This is a genomic window from Streptomyces sp. cf386 (genome assembly GCF_900103585.1).
Classification (GTDB): Bacteria; Actinomycetota; Actinomycetes; order Streptomycetales; family Streptomycetaceae; genus Streptomyces.
The window spans coordinates 80,607-97,874 of the sequence record NZ_FNHV01000010.1 but is presented as its reverse complement, the minus strand read 5'-3'; the positions used below and the strand labels follow the sequence as shown (position 1 = coordinate 97,874).

At 70.8% G+C, this 17,268-nt stretch carries 17 protein-coding genes and 2 tRNA genes; 9 read left to right on the top strand and 10 right to left on the bottom strand.

Annotated elements, in window-relative coordinates:
- Nucleotides 1-45 precede the first annotated feature (45 nt).
- From BLU79_RS25545 to BLU79_RS25535, 3 genes are all read right to left on the bottom strand, one after another.
- Entirely contained in the window at nucleotides 46-1,149 is a 1,104-nt protein-coding gene (locus tag BLU79_RS25545) for an LLM class flavin-dependent oxidoreductase (RefSeq protein WP_093908232.1), read from the bottom strand.
- A gap of 632 nt (nucleotides 1,150-1,781) precedes the next feature.
- Nucleotides 1,782-2,513, bottom strand: coding sequence for a maleate cis-trans isomerase family protein (locus BLU79_RS25540; RefSeq protein WP_093908231.1), 732 nt, complete (start codon nucleotides 2,511-2,513; stop codon nucleotides 1,782-1,784).
- 16 nt (nucleotides 2,514-2,529) lie between these two features.
- The gene (locus tag BLU79_RS25535; RefSeq protein ID WP_093908470.1) at nucleotides 2,530-3,339 is read right to left on the bottom strand and encodes a maleate cis-trans isomerase family protein; all 810 of its coding nucleotides are present in this window, start codon (nucleotides 3,337-3,339) and stop codon (nucleotides 2,530-2,532) included.
- Between the two features lie 194 nt (nucleotides 3,340-3,533).
- On the opposite strand from BLU79_RS25535, the gene BLU79_RS25530 reads away from it, so the two are divergent.
- Nucleotides 3,534-4,529 carry a D-2-hydroxyacid dehydrogenase gene (locus BLU79_RS25530; protein WP_093908230.1) on the top strand — a complete coding sequence of 332 codons (996 nt, stop codon included), beginning with the start codon at nucleotides 3,534-3,536 and terminating at the stop codon, nucleotides 4,527-4,529.
- Between the two features lie 23 nt (nucleotides 4,530-4,552).
- Nucleotides 4,553-5,965: an amidase gene (locus BLU79_RS25525; protein ID WP_093908229.1), complete on the top strand. Its 1,413-nt coding sequence runs from the start codon at nucleotides 4,553-4,555 to the stop codon at nucleotides 5,963-5,965.
- On the opposite strand, the gene BLU79_RS25520 is transcribed toward BLU79_RS25525, so the two are convergent.
- Together BLU79_RS25520 and BLU79_RS25515 are read right to left on the bottom strand one after the other, a co-directional pair.
- Nucleotides 5,946-6,533 (bottom strand): hypothetical protein, encoded by a 588-nt coding sequence (locus BLU79_RS25520; protein ID WP_093908228.1) that lies wholly within the window; start codon nucleotides 6,531-6,533, stop codon nucleotides 5,946-5,948. The two genes, BLU79_RS25525 and BLU79_RS25520, sit on opposite strands and share 20 nt — an antisense overlap.
- Before the next feature lie 30 nt (nucleotides 6,534-6,563).
- Nucleotides 6,564-7,064: a DUF3830 family protein gene (locus BLU79_RS25515; RefSeq protein ID WP_177001173.1), complete on the bottom strand. Its 501-nt coding sequence runs from the start codon at nucleotides 7,062-7,064 to the stop codon at nucleotides 6,564-6,566.
- A 23-nt stretch (nucleotides 7,065-7,087) separates the two neighbouring features.
- On the opposite strand from BLU79_RS25515, the gene ehuB reads away from it, so the two are divergent.
- The 6 genes from ehuB to BLU79_RS25485 all read left to right on the top strand — a co-directional run bounded on the left by ehuB (nucleotide 7,088) and on the right by BLU79_RS25485 (nucleotide 11,364).
- Nucleotides 7,088-8,029 carry an ectoine/hydroxyectoine ABC transporter substrate-binding protein EhuB gene (ehuB, locus tag BLU79_RS25510; protein ID WP_371131938.1) on the top strand — a complete coding sequence of 314 codons (942 nt, stop codon included), beginning with the start codon at nucleotides 7,088-7,090 and terminating at the stop codon, nucleotides 8,027-8,029.
- On the top strand, nucleotides 8,026-8,772 hold the full coding sequence (gene ehuC, locus BLU79_RS25505) for an ectoine/hydroxyectoine ABC transporter permease subunit EhuC (protein ID WP_093908225.1): 747 nt from the start codon (nucleotides 8,026-8,028) through the stop codon (nucleotides 8,770-8,772). Before ehuB ends, ehuC begins: the two co-directional genes overlap by 4 nt.
- Nucleotides 8,772-9,422 carry an ectoine/hydroxyectoine ABC transporter permease subunit EhuD gene (gene ehuD / locus BLU79_RS25500; protein WP_093908224.1) on the top strand — a complete coding sequence of 217 codons (651 nt, stop codon included), beginning with the start codon at nucleotides 8,772-8,774 and terminating at the stop codon, nucleotides 9,420-9,422. The genes ehuC and ehuD overlap by 1 nt, the downstream gene beginning before the upstream one ends.
- A 10-nt stretch (nucleotides 9,423-9,432) precedes the next feature.
- Nucleotides 9,433-10,209, top strand: coding sequence for an ectoine/hydroxyectoine ABC transporter ATP-binding protein EhuA (ehuA, locus tag BLU79_RS25495; protein WP_093908223.1), 777 nt, complete (start codon nucleotides 9,433-9,435; stop codon nucleotides 10,207-10,209).
- Between the two features lie 216 nt (nucleotides 10,210-10,425).
- A complete protein-coding gene (locus tag BLU79_RS25490) occupies nucleotides 10,426-11,190 on the top strand; it encodes an IclR family transcriptional regulator (RefSeq protein ID WP_093908222.1) in 765 nt (254 codons plus the stop codon).
- A 100-nt stretch (nucleotides 11,191-11,290) separates the two neighbouring features.
- Nucleotides 11,291-11,364, top strand: a tRNA-Lys gene (locus BLU79_RS25485).
- Here BLU79_RS25485 and BLU79_RS25480 read toward each other — a convergent pair.
- The 5 genes from BLU79_RS25480 to BLU79_RS25460 form a co-directional block, all read right to left on the bottom strand.
- Entirely contained in the window at nucleotides 11,330-12,994 is a 1,665-nt protein-coding gene (locus BLU79_RS25480; protein ID WP_093908221.1) for an AMP-binding protein, read from the bottom strand. The genes BLU79_RS25485 and BLU79_RS25480 overlap by 35 nt on opposite strands.
- Before the next feature lie 39 nt (nucleotides 12,995-13,033).
- Nucleotides 13,034-13,498: a DUF3592 domain-containing protein gene (locus BLU79_RS25475; protein WP_093908220.1), complete on the bottom strand. Its 465-nt coding sequence runs from the start codon at nucleotides 13,496-13,498 to the stop codon at nucleotides 13,034-13,036.
- A gap of 89 nt (nucleotides 13,499-13,587) precedes the next feature.
- Nucleotides 13,588-14,193, bottom strand: a complete 606-nt coding sequence (locus BLU79_RS25470) for a lytic polysaccharide monooxygenase auxiliary activity family 9 protein (protein ID WP_093908219.1) — start codon at nucleotides 14,191-14,193, stop codon at nucleotides 13,588-13,590.
- Between the two features lie 131 nt (nucleotides 14,194-14,324).
- The gene (locus BLU79_RS25465) at nucleotides 14,325-15,452 is read right to left on the bottom strand and encodes an SPFH domain-containing protein (protein ID WP_093908218.1); all 1,128 of its coding nucleotides are present in this window, start codon (nucleotides 15,450-15,452) and stop codon (nucleotides 14,325-14,327) included.
- Between the two features lie 59 nt (nucleotides 15,453-15,511).
- Entirely contained in the window at nucleotides 15,512-16,951 is a 1,440-nt protein-coding gene (locus BLU79_RS25460; RefSeq protein ID WP_093908217.1) for a peptidoglycan-binding protein, read from the bottom strand.
- Between the two features lie 184 nt (nucleotides 16,952-17,135).
- On the opposite strand from BLU79_RS25460, the gene BLU79_RS25455 reads away from it, so the two are divergent.
- Nucleotides 17,136-17,209, top strand: a tRNA-Lys gene (locus BLU79_RS25455).
- The last annotated feature ends 59 nt before the right edge of the window (nucleotides 17,210-17,268 follow it).

Below are 17,268 nucleotides of genomic sequence, written 5' to 3'. Positions count from 1 at the left end.
GAGGGGGCGCGATCAGGGGGTGATCAGGACGAGATCAGGGCGAGATCATCCCGTCGGCAACCCGTAGGCGTCCGCGATGAGTTCGTACGAACGCAGGCGTACGTCCATGCCGGGTGCGTTGCTCGTGATCATCAACTCGTCGGCGCCGGTGCGCTTCTGGAGGTCGTCCAGGCCGGCGCGGACCTCGTCCGGGGTGCCGTGGACGACGTCCGCGTTCCAGGAGTCGGCGAACTCGCGCTCCATCGGCGTGAATTCGTAGGCCTCGGCCTCCTCCGGGGTGGGGATGAGGCCGGGGCGGCCGGTGCGCAGGCGGATCATGCTGAGGGCTGCGGCCCTGACCTGGCGGCGGGCCTCCTTCTCGTCGTCGGTGGCGAGGGCGGAGACGCCGATGAGGGCGTACGGCTCGGCGAGGACGGCGGAGGGCCGGAAGGACTCGCGGTACAGGTCCAGGGCCGGGACGGTGTTGCGCGCCGAGAAGTGGTGCGCGAAGGCGAAGGGCAGGCCGAGGACCGCGGCGAGGCGGGCGCTGAAGCCGGAGGAGCCGAGCAGCCAGATCGGGGGGCGGTGCGGGGACTGGACGCCGCCGGGTGACGTCGCCTGGACGGGGCCGGGGATGGCGTGGATACGGCGGTAGGGGTGGCCGTCCGGGAAGTCGTCGTCGAGGAAGCGGGTGAGCTCCGCGAGTTGCTCGGGGAAGTCGTCGGCGCCCTCGTTGAGGTGGTCGGTGCGGCGGAGGGCCGCTGCTGTGGCGCCGTCCGTGCCGGGGGCGCGGCCGAGGCCGAGGTCGATGCGGCCGGGGGCCATGGCCTCCAGGGTGCCGAACTGTTCCGCGATGACCAGTGGGGCGTGGTTGGGGAGCATGACGCCGCCGGAGCCTAGGCGGATGCGGGTGGTGTGGGCGGCGAGGTGGGCGAGGATCACGGCGGGGGACGACGAGGCGACGCCGGGCATGGAGTGGTGCTCGGCGACCCAGTAGCGGTGGAAGCCGCGGGCTTCGGCTCGGCGGGAGAGTTCGACGCTGGTGCGGAGGGCGTCGGTGGCGGTGCGGCCTGCGCTGACCGTGACGAGGTCCAGGACGGAGAGGGGGACGGGGGCGGTGCCCTGTGCCGTGCCTCGGATCTCGTCGGGGTGGGGGGTTTCTGCCGCCACGTGTGCCTCCTGCGGTTTGCCGTGCGGTGTGCGTTCCGCGTTAACAGGAGGGGGGCTCCGCTTTATTCCCTCGCCCCCGCCGCCCCTACCCGTCCCATCCTCCAGGGGCTCTGCCCCTTCGACCCCGGGCGCCTTCCTGGGGGCTCCGCCCCCAGACCCCCGTTTCGGCCCTGAAGGGGCCTTGTCCTCAAACGCCGGACGGGCTGACATTGCCTGGGCCAGTGCCGAAAGGGTGCCCTCATTCCACGAGCACGCCCCCTCCGGGCGGGTGGGGGTTCGGGATGGTGCGGACTCGTCCTCAAACGCCGGACGGGCCGAAATGCCCAGACCGGCGCCGAAAGAGCTCCCTCACTCCACGAACACGCCCCCTCCGGACGGGTGGGGGCCAGGGACGGTGGGACCTCGGCCTCGGACGCCGGTCGGGCTGAAATCCGCGGGCCGGCGTCGAGAAGCGGCGCCCGAAGGCCTTTCGAGTCCAGCTTCCTGACCCACCGAGTCGGGTGGTGGGTGGGCAAAGGCCCGGGGGTCCAGGGGGCGGAGCCCCCTGGCGGGGGGGCGAAGGGGCGGAGCCCATGGCCGGGGTGAAGGGGCGGAACCCTTGGCCGGGCGGAGAGGTGGAGCCCTGCGCGCTCCTACACCTGCACGATCGGCTCCTTCGTGAACAGTGCCCCCAGTTCCGGTGCGTTTACCCTGCGGGCCGTCAGCCTCAGGGCCTCCCAGACCGTGACCTGGTTGGCGGTGAGGACCGGCTTGGCCAGGTGGTGTTCCAGGGCGGGGAGGTGGGATGCGGTGTGCAGGGCCGTGTCGGGGAGGAGGATCGCCTCGGCGTCGGGGTGGTCCGCCTCCTTGGCCAGGGCGAACAGCTCCTTGTCGCTCCAGGTTCCGACTTCCGCCGCCGTGATGATTCCGGAGCCTCGGACCGACACGACCTCCACGCCCGCTGCGCGCAGGAAGTCCGCGAAGAGTTGCGCCACGTCGTCGGGGTACGTCGCACCGATCGCCACCCGCCGCACCCCTAGCTCCCGTACCGCGTGCACGAAGGCGAAGGACGTCGACGACGCCGGCATGCCCGCCGCGACGGCGAGGGTGCGCACCTGCTCATGGGCGCCCTCCCAGCCGTACACGAAGCTGCCGGACGTGCACGCCCACACCACCGCCTCGGCGCCCGTCAGCCGCAGCGCCTCCACGCCCGCCGCGAGCCGCTCGGCCGAGCCCATCCGGCGCAGTGCGTCCACCCGGTGCGCGTCCTCGCCGATGTCGGTGTGCACCAGGTCGACCCGGATGTCGCTGGCGAGCAGCTGCTCGATGCGTGGGTAGTCGTCCTCGGCGGAGTGGCCCGGGTAGAGGAATCCGAGTGCGGTCATGTCAGCCTTCCTGCGGTCATGTCGGCCCTTCCTGCTGCTGTTCTTCGCCCGGCACGTTCGGCAGTGCTTCGGGGAGTACGGAACCGCCACGCGCCGCCGGATCGATCAGCGCCTGGTACGGCCCCACCGCTCGGGTACCCAGCCGACGCAGCGCCGCCCACATCGTGACCTGGTTGGCCGAGAGAACCGGGATGCGCAGTTCCGCCTCCAGCTGGGGGATCACGTCGTAGGTGGGCAGGTTGGTGCAGCTGATGAACAGCGCGTCCGTGGGCCCGCGCACCGCCCGGTGCGCCATGTCCGCCACATCGCGGTACGGCACCTTCCAGATGTGCCGGGTCAGCCCCATGAACTCGCACCCGGTGACCGAGACCCCCGCCTCGGCCACGTACTCCTCCAGTGCGCGCGTCACCGACACGGTGTACGGCGTCACCAGCGCCACCCGCCGTACGTTCAGCTCGGTCAGGGCCTCCAGCAGCGCCCCGGAGGTGGTGACCGCGGGCACCGCGCCCGCCTGTGTCATCGCCTCGCACATGGCCCGCTCGCCCGCGATACCGCCGACGAAACTGCCGGAGGTGCAGGCGTAGGCGACCACCTCGGGTGCGATCGCTGTCAGGGTGCGGACGCCGTCGCCGAGCGTCTCGTGTTCGCTGACCAGACGGGCCAGATCCAGGCTGACCTCGACCGGGACGAACGGTGTTCGGGTCAGATGCAGGGAGACCTCGTCCGGCACCCAGCGCCACAGTTCCCGGTCCAGCGCGAAGTCGAAGGGAGCGACGACTCCTACACCGCGCTGGGGGCAGGGTCCGCCGAGGAAGGAGATGTCCATGGAGCTCATGGCAGGCACCGTCCTCACTACGAGAAACAGGTGAGCAACGGACCGTAGGTACGCCCGTGTTGACGAAGGTAGGTTCGGGTGCGAGCGTGGTCAAACCTCGCATGTCAGACGGCTGGCACTTCCAGTAAAACTCCGAGAAAGGGCGCCCGCACACCCCCCGCACACCCCTGGAGAAGCGACCCCGAATGACCGCATCCACCCCCGGTCCGACCCCCGCCTCCCGCCCCGGCCCCGCCTCCCCGCCCACCCTCCTCGTCCTCGACGCCGATCCCCTCCCCCGCCTCGGCCGCCTCACCGGCCGCGCCCGTGTCGAGCACGCGGACGAGTCGACCCTCGCCGCGCGGCTGCCCCACGCCGACGTCCTGCTGGTCTGGGACTTCACCTCGTACGCCGTACGCGACGCCTGGCCCGGCGAGGGCCCGAGACCGCGCTGGGTGCACACGGCGAGTGCGGGTGTGGACCATCTGATGTGCCCGGAGCTGACCGCGTCCGACACCGTGGTCACCAACGCTCGCGGGATCTTCGACCAGCCGATCGGCGAGTACGTCGCCGCGCTGGTGCTGGCGATGGCGAAGGACCTGCCGCGGACCCTGGAGTTCCAGCGCGGCCGGGAGTGGCGGCACCGCGAGGGGCAGCGGGTCGCGGGCACGCGCGCGTGCATCGTCGGATCCGGTCCCATCGGTCGTACGATCGCCCGCACGCTCAAGGCCCTCGACGTCACCACCGCGCTGGTCGGCCGGGTCCCGCGCACCGGTATCCACGGCCCGGACGACCTCGACCGGCTGATCGCCCGCGCCGACTGGGTGATCGCCGCCGCCCCGCTCACCGAGCAGACGCACGGCATGTTCGACACCCGCCGCTTCGGCGTCATGCAGCCCTCCGCCCGGTTCATCAACGTCGGGCGCGGGCAGCTTGTCGTGGAGGACGCCCTGGCCGAGGCCCTCACCAGGCGCTGGATCGCGGGGGCCGCGCTCGACGTCTTCGAGCACGAGCCCCTCGGTCCCGACAGCCCGTTGTGGGGGCTGCCGGGGCTGATCGTCTCGCCGCACATGAGCGGGGACACGATCGGCTGGCGGGATGAACTCGGTACGCAGTTCGTGGAGTTGTACGAGAGGTGGGAGGCGGGCAGGCCGCTGCTGAACGTGGTCGACAAGCAGCGTGGGTACGTACCCGGACGCTGACGTCTACGGCTGGAGGGCGACGCATGACGGATCTCACCGAACTGACCGCCGTACAACTCCTCGACGGCTACCGAGAAGGGCGGTTCAGCCCCGTCGACGCCACCCGTGCCGCCCTGGAGCGGGCCGAGCGGATCCAGCCGGAGGTCAACGCCTTCGTACGCCTCACCGCCGACGAGGCCCTCGCCCGAGCCGCCGAGTCGGCCGAACGCTGGCGGCGCGGTGAACCGGCCGGGCTGCTCGACGGTGTCCCGGTCACCGTGAAGGACATCCTGCTGATGCGCGGCGGACCGACGCTGAAGGGCTCGAAGACCATCTCGGAGACCCTCTCCGAGAAGGGCCGTTGGGACGAGGACGCCCCCTCCGTGGCCCGGCTGCGCGCGCACGGCGCCGTCTTCCTCGGCAAGACCACGACCCCCGAGTTCGGCTGGAAGGGCGTCACCGACTCGCCCCTGTCCGGCGTCACCCGCAATCCGTACGACCCGACCCGCACCGCCGGCGGCTCCAGCGGCGGCGCGGCGGCTGCCGTGGCCCTCGGCGCGGGGCCGCTCGCGCTCGGCACCGACGGCGGCGGCAGTGTCCGTATCCCGGCGGCGTTCTGCGGCATCTTCGCCCTGAAACCGACGTACGGCCGCGTCCCGCTCTACCCCGCGAGCGCCTTCGGCACCCTGGCCCACGTCGGCCCGATGACCCGCGACGCGGCCGACGCGGCGCTGCTTCTCGATGTCATCGGCACGCCCGACTCCCGCGACTGGTCGGCGCTCCCGCCGGCGCCGGGTTCCTTCGTGGCGGGATTGACCGGCGGCGTGCACGGGCTGCGCGTCGCCTACTCGCCCTCCCTCGGCGGGCAGGTGGCGGTGCGCCCGGCGGTCGCGGCGGCCGTACGGCGGGCCGTGGAGCGGCTGGCGGGGCTGGGGGCGTACGTCGAGGAGACCGACCCCGACTTCACCGACCCGGTGGACGCCTTCCACACCCTGTGGTTCACCGGGGCGGCCCGGGTGACCCAGCATCTCGGCCCGCACCAGCGGGAGTTGCTCGACCCGGGCCTACGGGAGATCTGCGGCGTCGGCGCCCGCCTGACCGCGCTCGACTACCTGGCCGCGGTCGACGTCCGTATGGAACTCGGCCGGCGCATGGGCCGCTTCCACGACACCTACGACCTCCTCGTCACCCCGACCCTCCCGATCACCGCCTTCGAGGCGGGCACGGAGGTCCCCAAGGGATCGGGGCATCGCAGGTGGACGGGCTGGACCCCGTTCACGTACCCCTTCAACCTCACCCAGCAGCCGGCGGCCACCGTCCCCGTCGGCCGGGACGGGGACGGTCTGCCGATCGGCCTGCAGTTGGTGGCCGCCCGGCACCGGGACGATCTGGTGCTGCGGGCGGCGCATGCGCTGTACGAGGCCGGGATCGCCGGACTCAGGCCCTCCGGGACCTGACCGTCGCGCCGGTGCCGATCACTTCGACGGGCCTGTCCTGCAGCCGTTCGACGTAGGACAGGAGACTCTCGTTCAGACTCGCTCTGGAGCCGTGGAGTTCGCGCTGCCAACGCCGCGCCACACCACCGCCCAGATCCTCCTCGACGAGCAGCGCCCGGCCGTCGGCGCCGACGTTCCCGGTGTGATGAGCGCGCAGCAGCTCCGTCACCTGCTCGAAGGCACCGAACTGGTTCGATCCGATCCACAGTCCACCGCCCAGCAGCTCGTCGGAGGCTGCCCTCGCCTCGTTCTTCATGGCGTCGGACTGTGCGAGGAACCGCTCCGCGTCCAGGGCGCGGCCGGCTTCCAGGTCGCTGAGGGCGCGACTCAGGAAGCCGTACCACGCCCGGATCGCCGTACGGGCCCGGGCCACCCGCTGCAACTGGACCTGGGTCGCTTCACGGTCGGCCCGCGCCCGCTCCTGCCGGGCGATCTGCCGCTGGTGTGCCAGCGGGCCGAGGAACATGGCGAGAGCCGAGATCAACGCCCCGATGACACCACCGAGCAGCCCGGCGATCGTGTTCGACATGGCACAAGTCTGGCCGAGGAAGGCCGAGTTCTACCCCTCCAGCCGCCGGAACCTCAGCGACTCCCCCAGCGCCCCCGACCGCCACAGGTCGTTGCAGCCCTGGGCCATCTCCTCCAGCCCCTCCACGACCTGGCCCCAGACGATGCCGGGCACCCAGCCCACGTCGCCGTTGAGGAGCAGGTTGTTGCGCTCGTAGAACAGGGCCAGGTCGACGAGGGTCGTGCCGGGGCGGACCTCACGGTCGTAGCCGTAGGACTTGGTGCTCAGTTCGGTGCCGGCGAAGGAGAAATAGCAGAGATCTCCTGGAATGGGGGTGATGGTCGGGTTTTCCAGGGGTGGTTCCGATGTCGCGAACGGTGGGAACAGGGCGTAGATCTCGTTGCGGGCGTATTTCGCGTGATAGACCTCGCTGCTCAGCGGAAGGGCGTCCCACACGGCCGCGCAGGTGACGGGGGCGCGATCGTCCAGCAGTTTTGCCGTGCAGGTGATTCCACGCTTGACCAGCGAGACTTCGAGGTAGCGGTCAGCCATGCACTCCATAGTGCATACATCGCATGGTCTCGGGTAGCCGCGCCGCCATGGCTCCACCTAATGGGAACGACAGAGACACACCTGGGACCACGCGCCGAACGCTGCTCGCGGGGGTGGCGGCGCTCGGCGCGCTGGGGGCGGCCGGCTGCACACGTGTGGCCACCGCATCGACCGAGGACGGCGGTGACCTGCTCGACCGGCTGAGGGCGGCGGGCGTCGTACGGCTCGGTATCGCAGGGGAGATCCCCTTCGGCTACATCGACAAGAACGGCGATCTGACCGGCGAGGCGCCGGAGTTGGCCAAGGTCATCTTCAAACGGCTGGGCGTCGACCGGGTACAGCCGGTGCCGACCGAGTTCGGGTCGCTGATTCCCGGGCTCAACTCGCAGCAGTTCGACGTCGTCGCCGCCGGGATGTACGTCAATCCCGAGCGCTGTGAGCAGGTCATCTTCTCCGACCCCGACTACCAGATGCTCGACTCCTTCATCGTCCGCAAGGGCAACCCGAAGGGGCTGCACGACTACAAGGACGTCGTCGAGAAGAAGGCCAGGTTCGCCACCGGGACCGGCTACGCCGAGATCCAGTACGCCGTCGAGGCGGGATACAAGGAGAGCGACATCCTCATCGTGCCGGACCAGGTAGCCGGGCTGAACGCCGTCGAGGCGGGGCGTGTCGACGTCTTCGCCGGTACGGCGCTCACCACCCGGGAGGTCGTCAAGAAGTCCGGAAAGGCGGAGGCCACCAAGGCCTTCACGCCCCTCGTCGGCGGCAAACCGCACGTCGACGGCGGCGCGTTCGCCTTCCGGCCGACCGAGACGAAGCTGCGGGACGCCTTCAATGCGGAGCTGCGGGGGCTCAAGAAGAGCGGGGAGTTGTTCCGCATCCTCAAGCCCTTCGGCTTCACCGAGGCCGAGATGACCGACCTCACCGCGAAGGAGCTGTGCGGAGGGGGGACGGGCGGATGACCTCGGGACTCTGGGAACTCGTACTCAAAGGGATCTGGACCACCGTCCAGCTGCTCGTCCTGAGCGGGCTGCTGGCCGTGGCGGTCGCCTTCGTGGTCGGCATGGCCCGCACCCACCGGCTGTGGATCGTCCGCTTCCTCGCGGGCTTCTACACGGAGGTGTTCCGCGGGACCTCCGCCCTGATCATGATCTTCTGGGTGTTCTTCGTCCTGCCGGTGGCCTTCGGCTGGCAGCTGGTGCCCCTGTGGGCCGGCACGCTCGCACTGGGGCTGACGTACGGCGCGTACGGCGCCGAGATCGTGCGCGGCGCGCTGAACTCCGTCGACCCGGCGCAGCGCGAGGGCGGAATCGCGCTCAGCTTCACGCCGTGGCAGCGCATGCGGCTGATCCTGCTGCCGCAGGCGGTGCCGGAGATGATCCCGTCCTTCACCAACCTGCTGGTGGAGCTGCTGAAGGGCACCGCGCTGGTGTCCGTGATGGGCATGGGCGACCTGGCCTTCAGCGCCAACCTGGTGCGGCTCGCGCTGCAGGAGAGCGCCGAGATCTACACCTACATCCTGCTGATCTACTTCGTCATCGCCTTCCTGCTCACCCGGGGCATGCGCGGACTGGAACGCAAACTCAAGGCAGGGCTGGGCAAGCCGGTCGGGCGCACACCCGACCAGGAGCTGCGCCGTCCTGAGACGACCGGCGTGGGCGCCGCAGGTTCGCTCGGCGGCGTGGGCGCGGGAGGTGCTTCCTGATGACCTGGGACTGGGGCGCTGTCGCCGACTTCATGCCGCGATTCTGGGACGGGCTGCTGCTCACCCTGCAGATCCTGGCCATCGGCTCGCTGATCTCGTTCGCGCTCGGCCTGGTGTGGGCGCTGCTGATGCGCACGCCGAGCCGCTGGGTGCGCTGGCCGGTCGGGGCGGTCACGGAGTTCATCCGCAACACCCCGCTGCTGGTGCAGCTGTTCTTCCTCTTCTACGTGCTGCCCGAGTGGGGCATCACCTTCTCGGCGCTGGCCACCGGCGTCTTCGCGATCGGGCTGCACTACTCGACGTACACGATGCAGGTCTACCGCGCCGGCATCGAGGCGGTGCCCGTCGGCCAGTGGGAGGCCGCGACGGCACTGAACCTGCCGACGACCAGGACGTGGCAGGTGGTGATCCTGCCGCAGGCGATCCGCCGGGTCGTGCCGGCCCTCGGCAACTACGTCATCGCGATGCTCAAGGACACGCCGATCCTGATGACGATCACGGTCATGGAGATGCTCGGCTCGGCGCGGCTGTTCGCGCAGGAGAACTTCCAGTTCACCGAGCCCCTGACGGTCATCGGAGTGGCCTTCATCCTCATCGCCTATCCGGCCTCCCTTCTCGTACGAGCCCTGGAGCGACGCCTTGTCCGCTGACACCCCTCTGATGAAAGATCCCGACGCGAGCGCCAATCCGCCGGTGGACGGCGGCGAGCTGATCCGCTTCGACCACGTCACCAAGCGCTTCGGGTCCAACACGGTGCTCGACGGGCTCGACTTCTCCGTCGCGTCCGGCAAGCACGTCACCCTGATCGGCCCGTCCGGCTCGGGCAAGACGACGATCCTGCGGATGCTGATGACGCTGATCAAGCCGGACGAGGGCACGATCAGGGTCGCCGGGGACCAGCTCTTCCCGGCCCCGGAGAAGCAGGTCCGCGAGGTCCGCAAGAAGATCGGGATGGTGTTCCAGCAGTTCAACCTGTTCCCGAACATGACCGTGCTGCGCAACATCACCGAGGCCCCGGTCACCGTCCTCGGCCTGTCCAAGGACGAGGCTGAGGCGCGCGCCCGCGAGCTGCTGGAGATGGTGGGTCTCGCCGACAAGTGCGACGCCCGCCCGACCCAGCTGTCCGGCGGCCAGCAGCAGCGGGTGGCGATCGCGCGGGCGCTGGCGATGCGGCCGCAGGTGCTGCTGCTGGACGAGGTGACCTCGGCGCTGGACCCGGAGCTGGTCGCGGGCGTGCTCGACGTCCTCCGTGACATCGCCCGCACCACCGACATCACCATGCTCTGTGTGACCCACGAGATGAACTTCGCCCGGGACATCTCGGACCAGGTCCTGATGTTCGACTCCGGCCGGGTCATCGAGTCCGGCCCGCCGGAGAAGATCTTCAACGACCCCGAGAACGACAGGACCCGGGAGTTCCTCAGCGCGGTGCTGTGACCTCGGTCGGCGGTGACTGCTGTCGACGGTGACCGCTGTCGACGCTGCGCGGCGGTGCATGCCTTTGTCATATGCCAGAGTGCTAGACCGCAGTTGAGGGCATCGCAATCTCGTCAACAACCGCTCACTACAAGCCTCTTGCCGGTTATCGTGGTGGGGATTGGCTGACTGCAACCCGGCCCATTCGACAAGCGATGTGCGACCGCAGGGGGAACCGTGGCGCTGACGCACGAGCCGACCGCCCCGTACCACTCGGCCCAGGACGCCCTGCGCGTCCTGGAGACCGTGGCGCGGCACAGCACCGGAGTCACCGACGCCGAGCTCGCCCGGCAGACGGGCATAGGCCCGGAGCGCCTGACCGGCCTGCTGCGAATGCTGCGCCGCGAGGGCTACGTCGAGCAGGTCGCCGACGGCGCGTATGTCACGGGCGACGCGCTCGCCCGACTCGGTTCCGCGCAGGGCCGCGAGCAGGCCCTGCGCGAGAACCTCCAGCGCACCCTGGACCGGCTGCGCGACTCGGTCGGCGCCGCCGTCTACGTCAGCCGGTACATCGACGGCGAGGTCAAGATCGACCAGTACGCCGCCGGCCCGGCCACGCCCGTGGTCAACGAGTGGGTCGACTTCCGCTCCTCCGCCCACGCCACCGCGATCGGCAAGAGCCTGCTCGGCCAGCTCGACCACAACGGGCGGCGCGACCACCTCTCCCGCCACAAGATGGCCCGCCTCACCTCACGCACGATCACCAGCGACAGGGTGCTGCTCTCCCGCCTGGAGTCCCAGCCGCCGACGGTCCCCCACCTCGACCTCCAGGAGTACGCGGTGGGCACGGTGTGCGCGGCGGTCCCGATCACGGCCGGATCGTCGGTGGGCTGCCTGGCCCTGTCCCTCCCGATCGAGCACGCCCACCGGCTGAAGCAGGCGGCGGACACACTGAACCGGAGCGCGACGCCGGTGCTGCTGTCGCTCGCGATCCAGTCCTGAGCGCCGCGCGCGACGGTGGTCTGAAGCACCCCTGCGCACCAGGTAGTATTTTCTTCGTCGCCGCCGCGAGGCACACAAAATCGCGGTCGGCGGGAGTCATGCGCCGCTAGCTCAGTTGGTTAGAGCAGCTGACTCTTAATCAGCGGGTCCGGGGTTCGAGTCCCTGGCGGCGCACAGACGAAGGGCCTCTCGTGGGAGCGAGAGGCCCTTCGACGTACGCCAGGACATCCGCCTCGGTCAGCCTCCGGTACGCCCGCTCCCCGGCCGGCCGCCACCACACCGGGTCGGCGCACCGCAGACCCTCCTTCCTCAGCCCCGCCCGATGGATCTTGTTCGTGGCGGTCACCGGCATCCGCTCCGCCACCCGCACGAACCGGGGCGCCATCTTCGTCCCCAGATCCGGCTGGGCGGCCAGGAACCCGGCGAATCCCGCCGCGTCGAACTCCCCCGCGATCGTCGCCATGACCTGGTCCCCGGTCACCGGATCCGGCACCGCGTACACGGCGACGGCGTCCGCGCCCTCGTACCGGGCGAGGATGTTCTCGATCATCGCGGCGGACAGGTTCTCGCCGTCCACCCTGAGCCGGTCGTCACCGCGCCCCGCGAAGTACAGATAGCCCTCCGCGTCCCGGCAGAACAGGTCCCCCGTCCAGTACCAGCCCGCCCGCCGCCGCTCCGCCTCCGCCTCGGGGTTGCGCCAGTACCCCTCGAAGGGGTTCGGCCCCCGGTTGACCAGCTCCCCGATGGCCTCGTCGCCGTTGACCAGCCGCCCTCCCGCGTCGAAGACGGCCGGCGGACACTCCGCGCAGGTCTGCGGATCGAGTACGACGAGCCCGGGCGCCGCCCGCCCCACGGCCCCCGCCGGCGTCCCCGGCGACCACTGCACGGCGGCCCCGCCCTCGGACGACCCGTACCCCTCCACCAGCCGCACCCCGAACCGCCGCTCGAACGCCGCCGCGTCCACGGCGCCCGCCTCGGTGCCGAAGCCGAGCCGTAGCGCGTGGTCCCGGTCGTCGGGGCCGGGCTCGGTGGCGAGGAGGTACTGGATCGCTCGGCCGACGTAGGTGAAGTACGTGGCCCGATACCGCCGTACGTCCGCCAGGAACCCCGACGCCGAGAACCGTCGCCGCAGCGCCACTCCCGCGCCGGCCGCGAGGGCGGGTGCCCAGTCGGCGATGACCGCGTTGCCGTGGAACATCGGCATGCAGATGTAGTGCACGTCGTCGGGGTGGACACCGAACTGGTCGGCCAGGGAGCGCCCGGCTGCCGCCAGTCGGCCCTGGGTGCAGATCGCGGCCTTGGGGGCACCGGTCGAGCCGGAGGTGAAGTAGAGCAGGAGGCGGTCGTGCGGGGTGGCGCGGGAGGGGTCGGGGCGGGCGTCGACGTAGGGCGCGAGCAGGGCGTCGTACTCCGCCGAGTCGGTCGACAGCAGACGTACGCCGGGTAGTTCGAGGCCGTCGAGCAGCGGCAGACGACCCCGCTCGGTGATCAGGATCCGGCACTCGGTGTGCAGGATGTCGCGGGCGAGTTCGGGGCCCCGACGGGTGGGGTTGATCCCGGCGACGGCGGCTCCCGCGAGCGCCGCCGCGCTCAACCACAGTGGGTATTCAGGGGTGTTGTCGAGCAGAACGCCGATGTGCGAACGGGGCGGCACGAGGTCGGCCAGCAGGGCCGCCCGGGCGGCGGCACCCGTCGCCACCTGGTGATGGGTGAGCGCCTGCCCTTCGCACCACAGCCCGGGCCGGTGGTCTCCCCACCGCGCCGCCACGAGTTCCGCGACCGTCCGACCTGTAGTGGACTCCATGGACGCGCACGGTAGTTGATGGACCGTCAGATGTGGAGCCTAGGGCTGCATGACGTCCCCCGCGGTCGAGAACATCGCGTACGCCACCGCCATGAAGCCGAAGGCGAACAGGATGAACACCCCGAGGAAGGCCAGCAGGCATCCCGTGCCCGCCGCGAGCCTCCCGGGCGCCGGGGGCTTGGCCGTCGCGTGCTCCGGGCGCTCCGCCACATAGTGCACGGTGACGATGTCGCCCTCGAGAACCGTTCCCGGGCCACCCCCCTCGTCGAACCGGACCGGGCGACCGTCGCGCGTGACGAACTCGTAGACGTGGTGCAGGGTCGTACGCACCGCCGTGTCGCCTCCGCCGCTCGTCGTGGTGTACGTCCGCAGACAGCGCGCCTCGGCGGTCAGGCCGCTGCTCCAGGCGCGACTGACCCGCAGAGAGCGGCGGATCACCACGATCGCGGCGAAGGAGGCCACCGCGATCATGAGCGTGGGCACGATGTAGAAGAAGACTTCCATGAGCTCCCCCGAAGGCCGTGCGCGGCCCTCGTTCGGCCGGCGTGGGAGGAACGTACCCACGCCGGCCCGGGCGCTGACTCAAGAGAACCTCAGAACGTGACGTCCGAGCAGGCGTAGAACGCGTTGCTCGTGTCGTGGACCGTCCACACCGCGAGGATGACGTGATGACCGCTCAGCCCGGACGGCAGGGTGCCGCTGTGGGAGAGCGTGGCCGGTGGCCGCTGCCCGTTGTACGGGACCGTCAGGAACGGGGTGAGGTTGAGGTCGGAGCGGGCCAGGTTGTGGTTCTGGTTCCAGCCCGGCTTGGTGACGTAGTACTTGAAGTCGGTCGTGGCGTGCATGGCGGTGAACTGCCAGCGGAACGTGTAGCTCTGACCGCCCGACACCCGGGTGGTGGGCCACGCGGCGCCGGACGGTGTCGTCGGGGCGCTGAGCTGGCTGAACTGACCGAGGCCGGCGTTGCATATCTGTCCGTCGGCCGGTCCGGAGCCGGGGAAGCCCTTCGGGCCCTCGACGCTCTGCGGCTCCCACTGGATGGAGCCGCAGTTGGTCACGGTGCCGTTCTGGCAGAGCTTCTGCCTGCTGATGGGGAGGTCGGTGTAGCCGTGGCTGCTCGCGCCTCCGGCGGAGAGCACGAGGGCCCCGGCCGTGGTGAGTCCGAGCGCGGCGGCGTACAACTTGGTCTTTCTGCGCATGCTGCTGCTCCTGGGAACGTGGGGGAAGTTCGGCGAGCTTGCAGGTCTAGACCAAGTCCCAGATTATTGCTGACTGTTGAACATGTCCATACCAATCGAGGGACATGTTCGGCGGGCCGTCCGCCGAGCCGTTAGGCGCCCGTCTCGCCCCGCCCCACGCAGAACGCCACCGTCAAGTCCTTGACCAGCGCCTTGCGTTCGTAGTCGTCCAGCTCGACCAGACCCCGCACGGTCAGCCGCGTCACCGTGTCCTCCACCGAGTCGACGACCGAGGTGAGCATGGTCGCCCGGTGCTGCGCGTCCAGCGCGGCGATACGACGGCGGTGCATGGCGGCGGCGACCTCGGGCGCGTACTCCACCCGCACCGGCCGCACCGAGAACACCTCCAGGCCGACCGCGCCCGCGTCCCGTACCACCAACCGGGTCAAGGTGTCCGCGGTCGTCTCGACGGACCCCCGCGTCGCACCCGGCATCTCCACCGGCACCCGGGCCAGCGCCGCCTCGACGCACTCGCGCAGATACGTCTCGTGGTCCTCCACCCCGAGCGTCGCCCGCGCCGTGTCCTTCACCCGCCACACCACCAGGACGACGGTGCACAGCGCGACCCCGTTGCCGTCCGCCGCCGGCAGCTGCTCGCTGCGCCAGTGCCGCAGCCGTACGTCGACGCGGCGGCGCAGCAGCAACGGGTTGACCCACAGCAGGCCGGTGCGCCGGACCGTTCCCCGGTAGCGGCCGAACAGCCCGAGCACCCAGGCCCGCCCGGTCTGCCCGCGCGCCAGCCCGCCGAGCCCGAAGAGCCCCAGCGCCCCGGCCCCCGTGTACGCCGCCCACTGCGCCGGCCCCAGCCCCGCCCCCGCGGACACCGGCAGGCGCAGCGCGTCCACCACGAGCGGCGGCAGCACCCCGGCCCACCATGAGGTGGCCAGACACCCGGCCGCCCCGCAGGCCCCGGCGAGCACCCCCGCCGCCCCGGGCAGCACCCGCGCGGGCCGCTCCACCAGTTCGGGGTCGACCTGCGGCTCGGGACGCGGCTTCGGCTGCGTCGGACGGCGCACCCGCGGCTGCTCCCCCGTGCCCTGCCGACGCGCCACGACCGTCGGGCTGAGCGGCACGGACACCGGGTCGGGGCCGTCGCGGAACAGCAGATGGACCGGGATCTCGGTGGTCACCTCGTTCTGGATCAGCCGCCCGGGGCGAGGCGCCGTCCCTCCGTCCGGGCCGCCCTCCGAGTCGGGTGTGTGAGAAGTGGTCGTGGTCATGCGTGCCTCCAGCCTCCGCGCCAGATGCGTCACAAGTGGGTGGTGAGAACGGTCGCCGCCTACGAGAACAGCCGCCGCCAGGTCTCCGGCCCCGGATAGCCGTCCGCCGCGCCGCCCCGCCAGCCCTGGGCGCGCTGGAATGCCTCGACGGCTCGCCGGTCCGTCTCGCCCCAGCGCGATCCCGGGCCGGTCTTGAAATGCTTGCCGAATCCCTTCTTCACCAGTTGCTTTCCGAGCTGGGTGACGTACTTGTTGTTGGCGCCCGGCCGGAACATCGCCCGCCCCGGATACCCCGCCACCCCGTGCGACGCGGGCGCCGCCGGCACCGCCTGGCCGTCCGGCCCGACCGTCCCCTCCGCCTGGACGTCCTTGCCCTTGCCCGTCACCAGCAGCACCCACGTCCGCGGCCCCGGCAGCCCGTCCGCGTCCCGGCCCCGCCAGCCCTGCGCCAGCTGGAAGGCCCGGGTGGCCTTGCGGTCCGCGTCGGTCCAGCGCGGGCCGGGGCCGGCGGGGAAGTACCGGCCGGCGCCGCGCTCGGCGAGCATGCGGCCCAACTGGGTGACGTGCTTGTTGTTGGCCCCGGGGCCGAAATACGCCCGCCCGGGGAAGGGCACCGCGCGCTTGGCGTCCTCCGGCTTGGCGCCCTGCGGTTTGGCGGGGTCCGGCTTGGTGGTGTCCAGCTTGGCGTCCTCCGGTTTGACGGGGTCCGGCTTGGTGGTGTCCGGCTTAGCGGGATCCGGCTCGGCGGTGTCCGGTTTCGTACCCGTCGCGGTGCTCACCAGCCCCTTGTAGCGGTAGGCGACATAGCGGTCGGAGTGGCTCCAGTAGGCGTACGGGGTGATCAGCCGACGGGCGTGGGGGCGGGTCGACTCGTAGGCGACGTAGTGGGTGTGCCGGTAGTCCGTCCAGCCGCCGAAAATGACGACGTGCGAGCCCCGCTGGGGGTCATCCGGATTGTGGAACAGCAGAATGTCGCCGGGCTGCAGATCTGCCCTCGCGATGCGTACGCCGTACTGGCCGAGGCTGCCCGTCCATTCGTTTCCGGGCAGCTTCCAGGCCATCGAGACAAAGCCCGAGCAGTCCTGCCGGTATCCATCGGACCAGTACCGGGACATGCTGTACGGCACCTTCGCTGCGACCCATTTCTTGGCCCGTTTGATGATCTCCGCGCGGGTGGCCTCGGGCGTCTTCACCGGGCCCGGCTTGGCCGGCTGCCCGCCCGGGCCGTGCAGCGGCGCCTTGCCGCCCTGGGGGGAATCAGGCTCGCCACCTGTGGGAACGCCGGGGCGATCGGAGACGTGGGGGGCGGCCAGGGCCGGGGCCGTGTGGCCGACGGCGAGGGTGGTGGAGGCGGCTGCGGCGACGATCAGCGCCCGGCCGGCCGCCGGGTGGCGAGCGGTCGTGGAATGCGGTAGGACGCGCCGCCAGTGAACGCACCCGGGGCAGTCGCAGTCACTCTCCGGATCGAATTCCTCGAATACCGGAGTCCGAGTCTCCATGCGATTCCCCTCACACTCCAGTCGGAAATTTCCACAGCTGTACACACCGTCAGTTTCACAACTGTCTTCCGGACTCGCATGTTGACGGTCCGAATGGTTTACGGCGACCCGGCCGCCCCCACCCGCTCCCGATCGGTGGTCAAGAGCACCCCCGGAGGTCATGTAGAGTTCACGAGGTCAGTAGGCGCCGCTAGCTCAGTTGGTTAGAGCAGCTGACTCTTAATCAGCGGGTCCGGGGTTCGAGTCCCTGGCGGCGCACAGACAGTGAAGGCCTCTCGCCAGCGCGGGGGGCCTTCGCCTTTGAGACGAACTCTCCA

Bases quoted from the DNA above. Each gene is read 5' to 3' on its own strand.
- BLU79_RS25540 (WP_093908231.1), bottom strand. From the start codon at position 2,513: ATGACCGCACTCGGATTCCTCTACCCGGGCCACTCCGCCGAGGACGAC.
- BLU79_RS25535 (WP_093908470.1), bottom strand. From the start codon at position 3,339: ATGGACATCTCCTTCCTCGGCGGACCCTGCCCCCAGCGCGGTGTAGGA.
- BLU79_RS25530 (WP_093908230.1), top strand. From the start codon at position 3,534: ATGACCGCATCCACCCCCGGTCCGACCCCCGCCTCCCGCCCCGGCCCC.
- BLU79_RS25525 (WP_093908229.1), top strand. From the start codon at position 4,553: ATGACGGATCTCACCGAACTGACCGCCGTACAACTCCTCGACGGCTAC.
- BLU79_RS25520 (WP_093908228.1), bottom strand. From the start codon at position 6,533: ATGTCGAACACGATCGCCGGGCTGCTCGGTGGTGTCATCGGGGCGTTG.
- BLU79_RS25515 (WP_177001173.1), bottom strand. From the start codon at position 7,064: ATGGCTGACCGCTACCTCGAAGTCTCGCTGGTCAAGCGTGGAATCACC.
- ehuB (WP_371131938.1), top strand. From the start codon at position 7,088: ATGGTCTCGGGTAGCCGCGCCGCCATGGCTCCACCTAATGGGAACGAC.
- ehuC (WP_093908225.1), top strand. From the start codon at position 8,026: ATGACCTCGGGACTCTGGGAACTCGTACTCAAAGGGATCTGGACCACC.
- ehuD (WP_093908224.1), top strand. From the start codon at position 8,772: ATGACCTGGGACTGGGGCGCTGTCGCCGACTTCATGCCGCGATTCTGG.
- ehuA (WP_093908223.1), top strand. From the start codon at position 9,433: ATGAAAGATCCCGACGCGAGCGCCAATCCGCCGGTGGACGGCGGCGAG.
- BLU79_RS25480 (WP_093908221.1), bottom strand. From the start codon at position 12,994: ATGGAGTCCACTACAGGTCGGACGGTCGCGGAACTCGTGGCGGCGCGG.
- BLU79_RS25475 (WP_093908220.1), bottom strand. From the start codon at position 13,498: ATGGAAGTCTTCTTCTACATCGTGCCCACGCTCATGATCGCGGTGGCC.
- BLU79_RS25470 (WP_093908219.1), bottom strand. From the start codon at position 14,193: ATGCGCAGAAAGACCAAGTTGTACGCCGCCGCGCTCGGACTCACCACG.
- BLU79_RS25465 (WP_093908218.1), bottom strand. From the start codon at position 15,452: ATGACCACGACCACTTCTCACACACCCGACTCGGAGGGCGGCCCGGAC.
- BLU79_RS25460 (WP_093908217.1), bottom strand. From the start codon at position 16,951: ATGGAGACTCGGACTCCGGTATTCGAGGAATTCGATCCGGAGAGTGAC.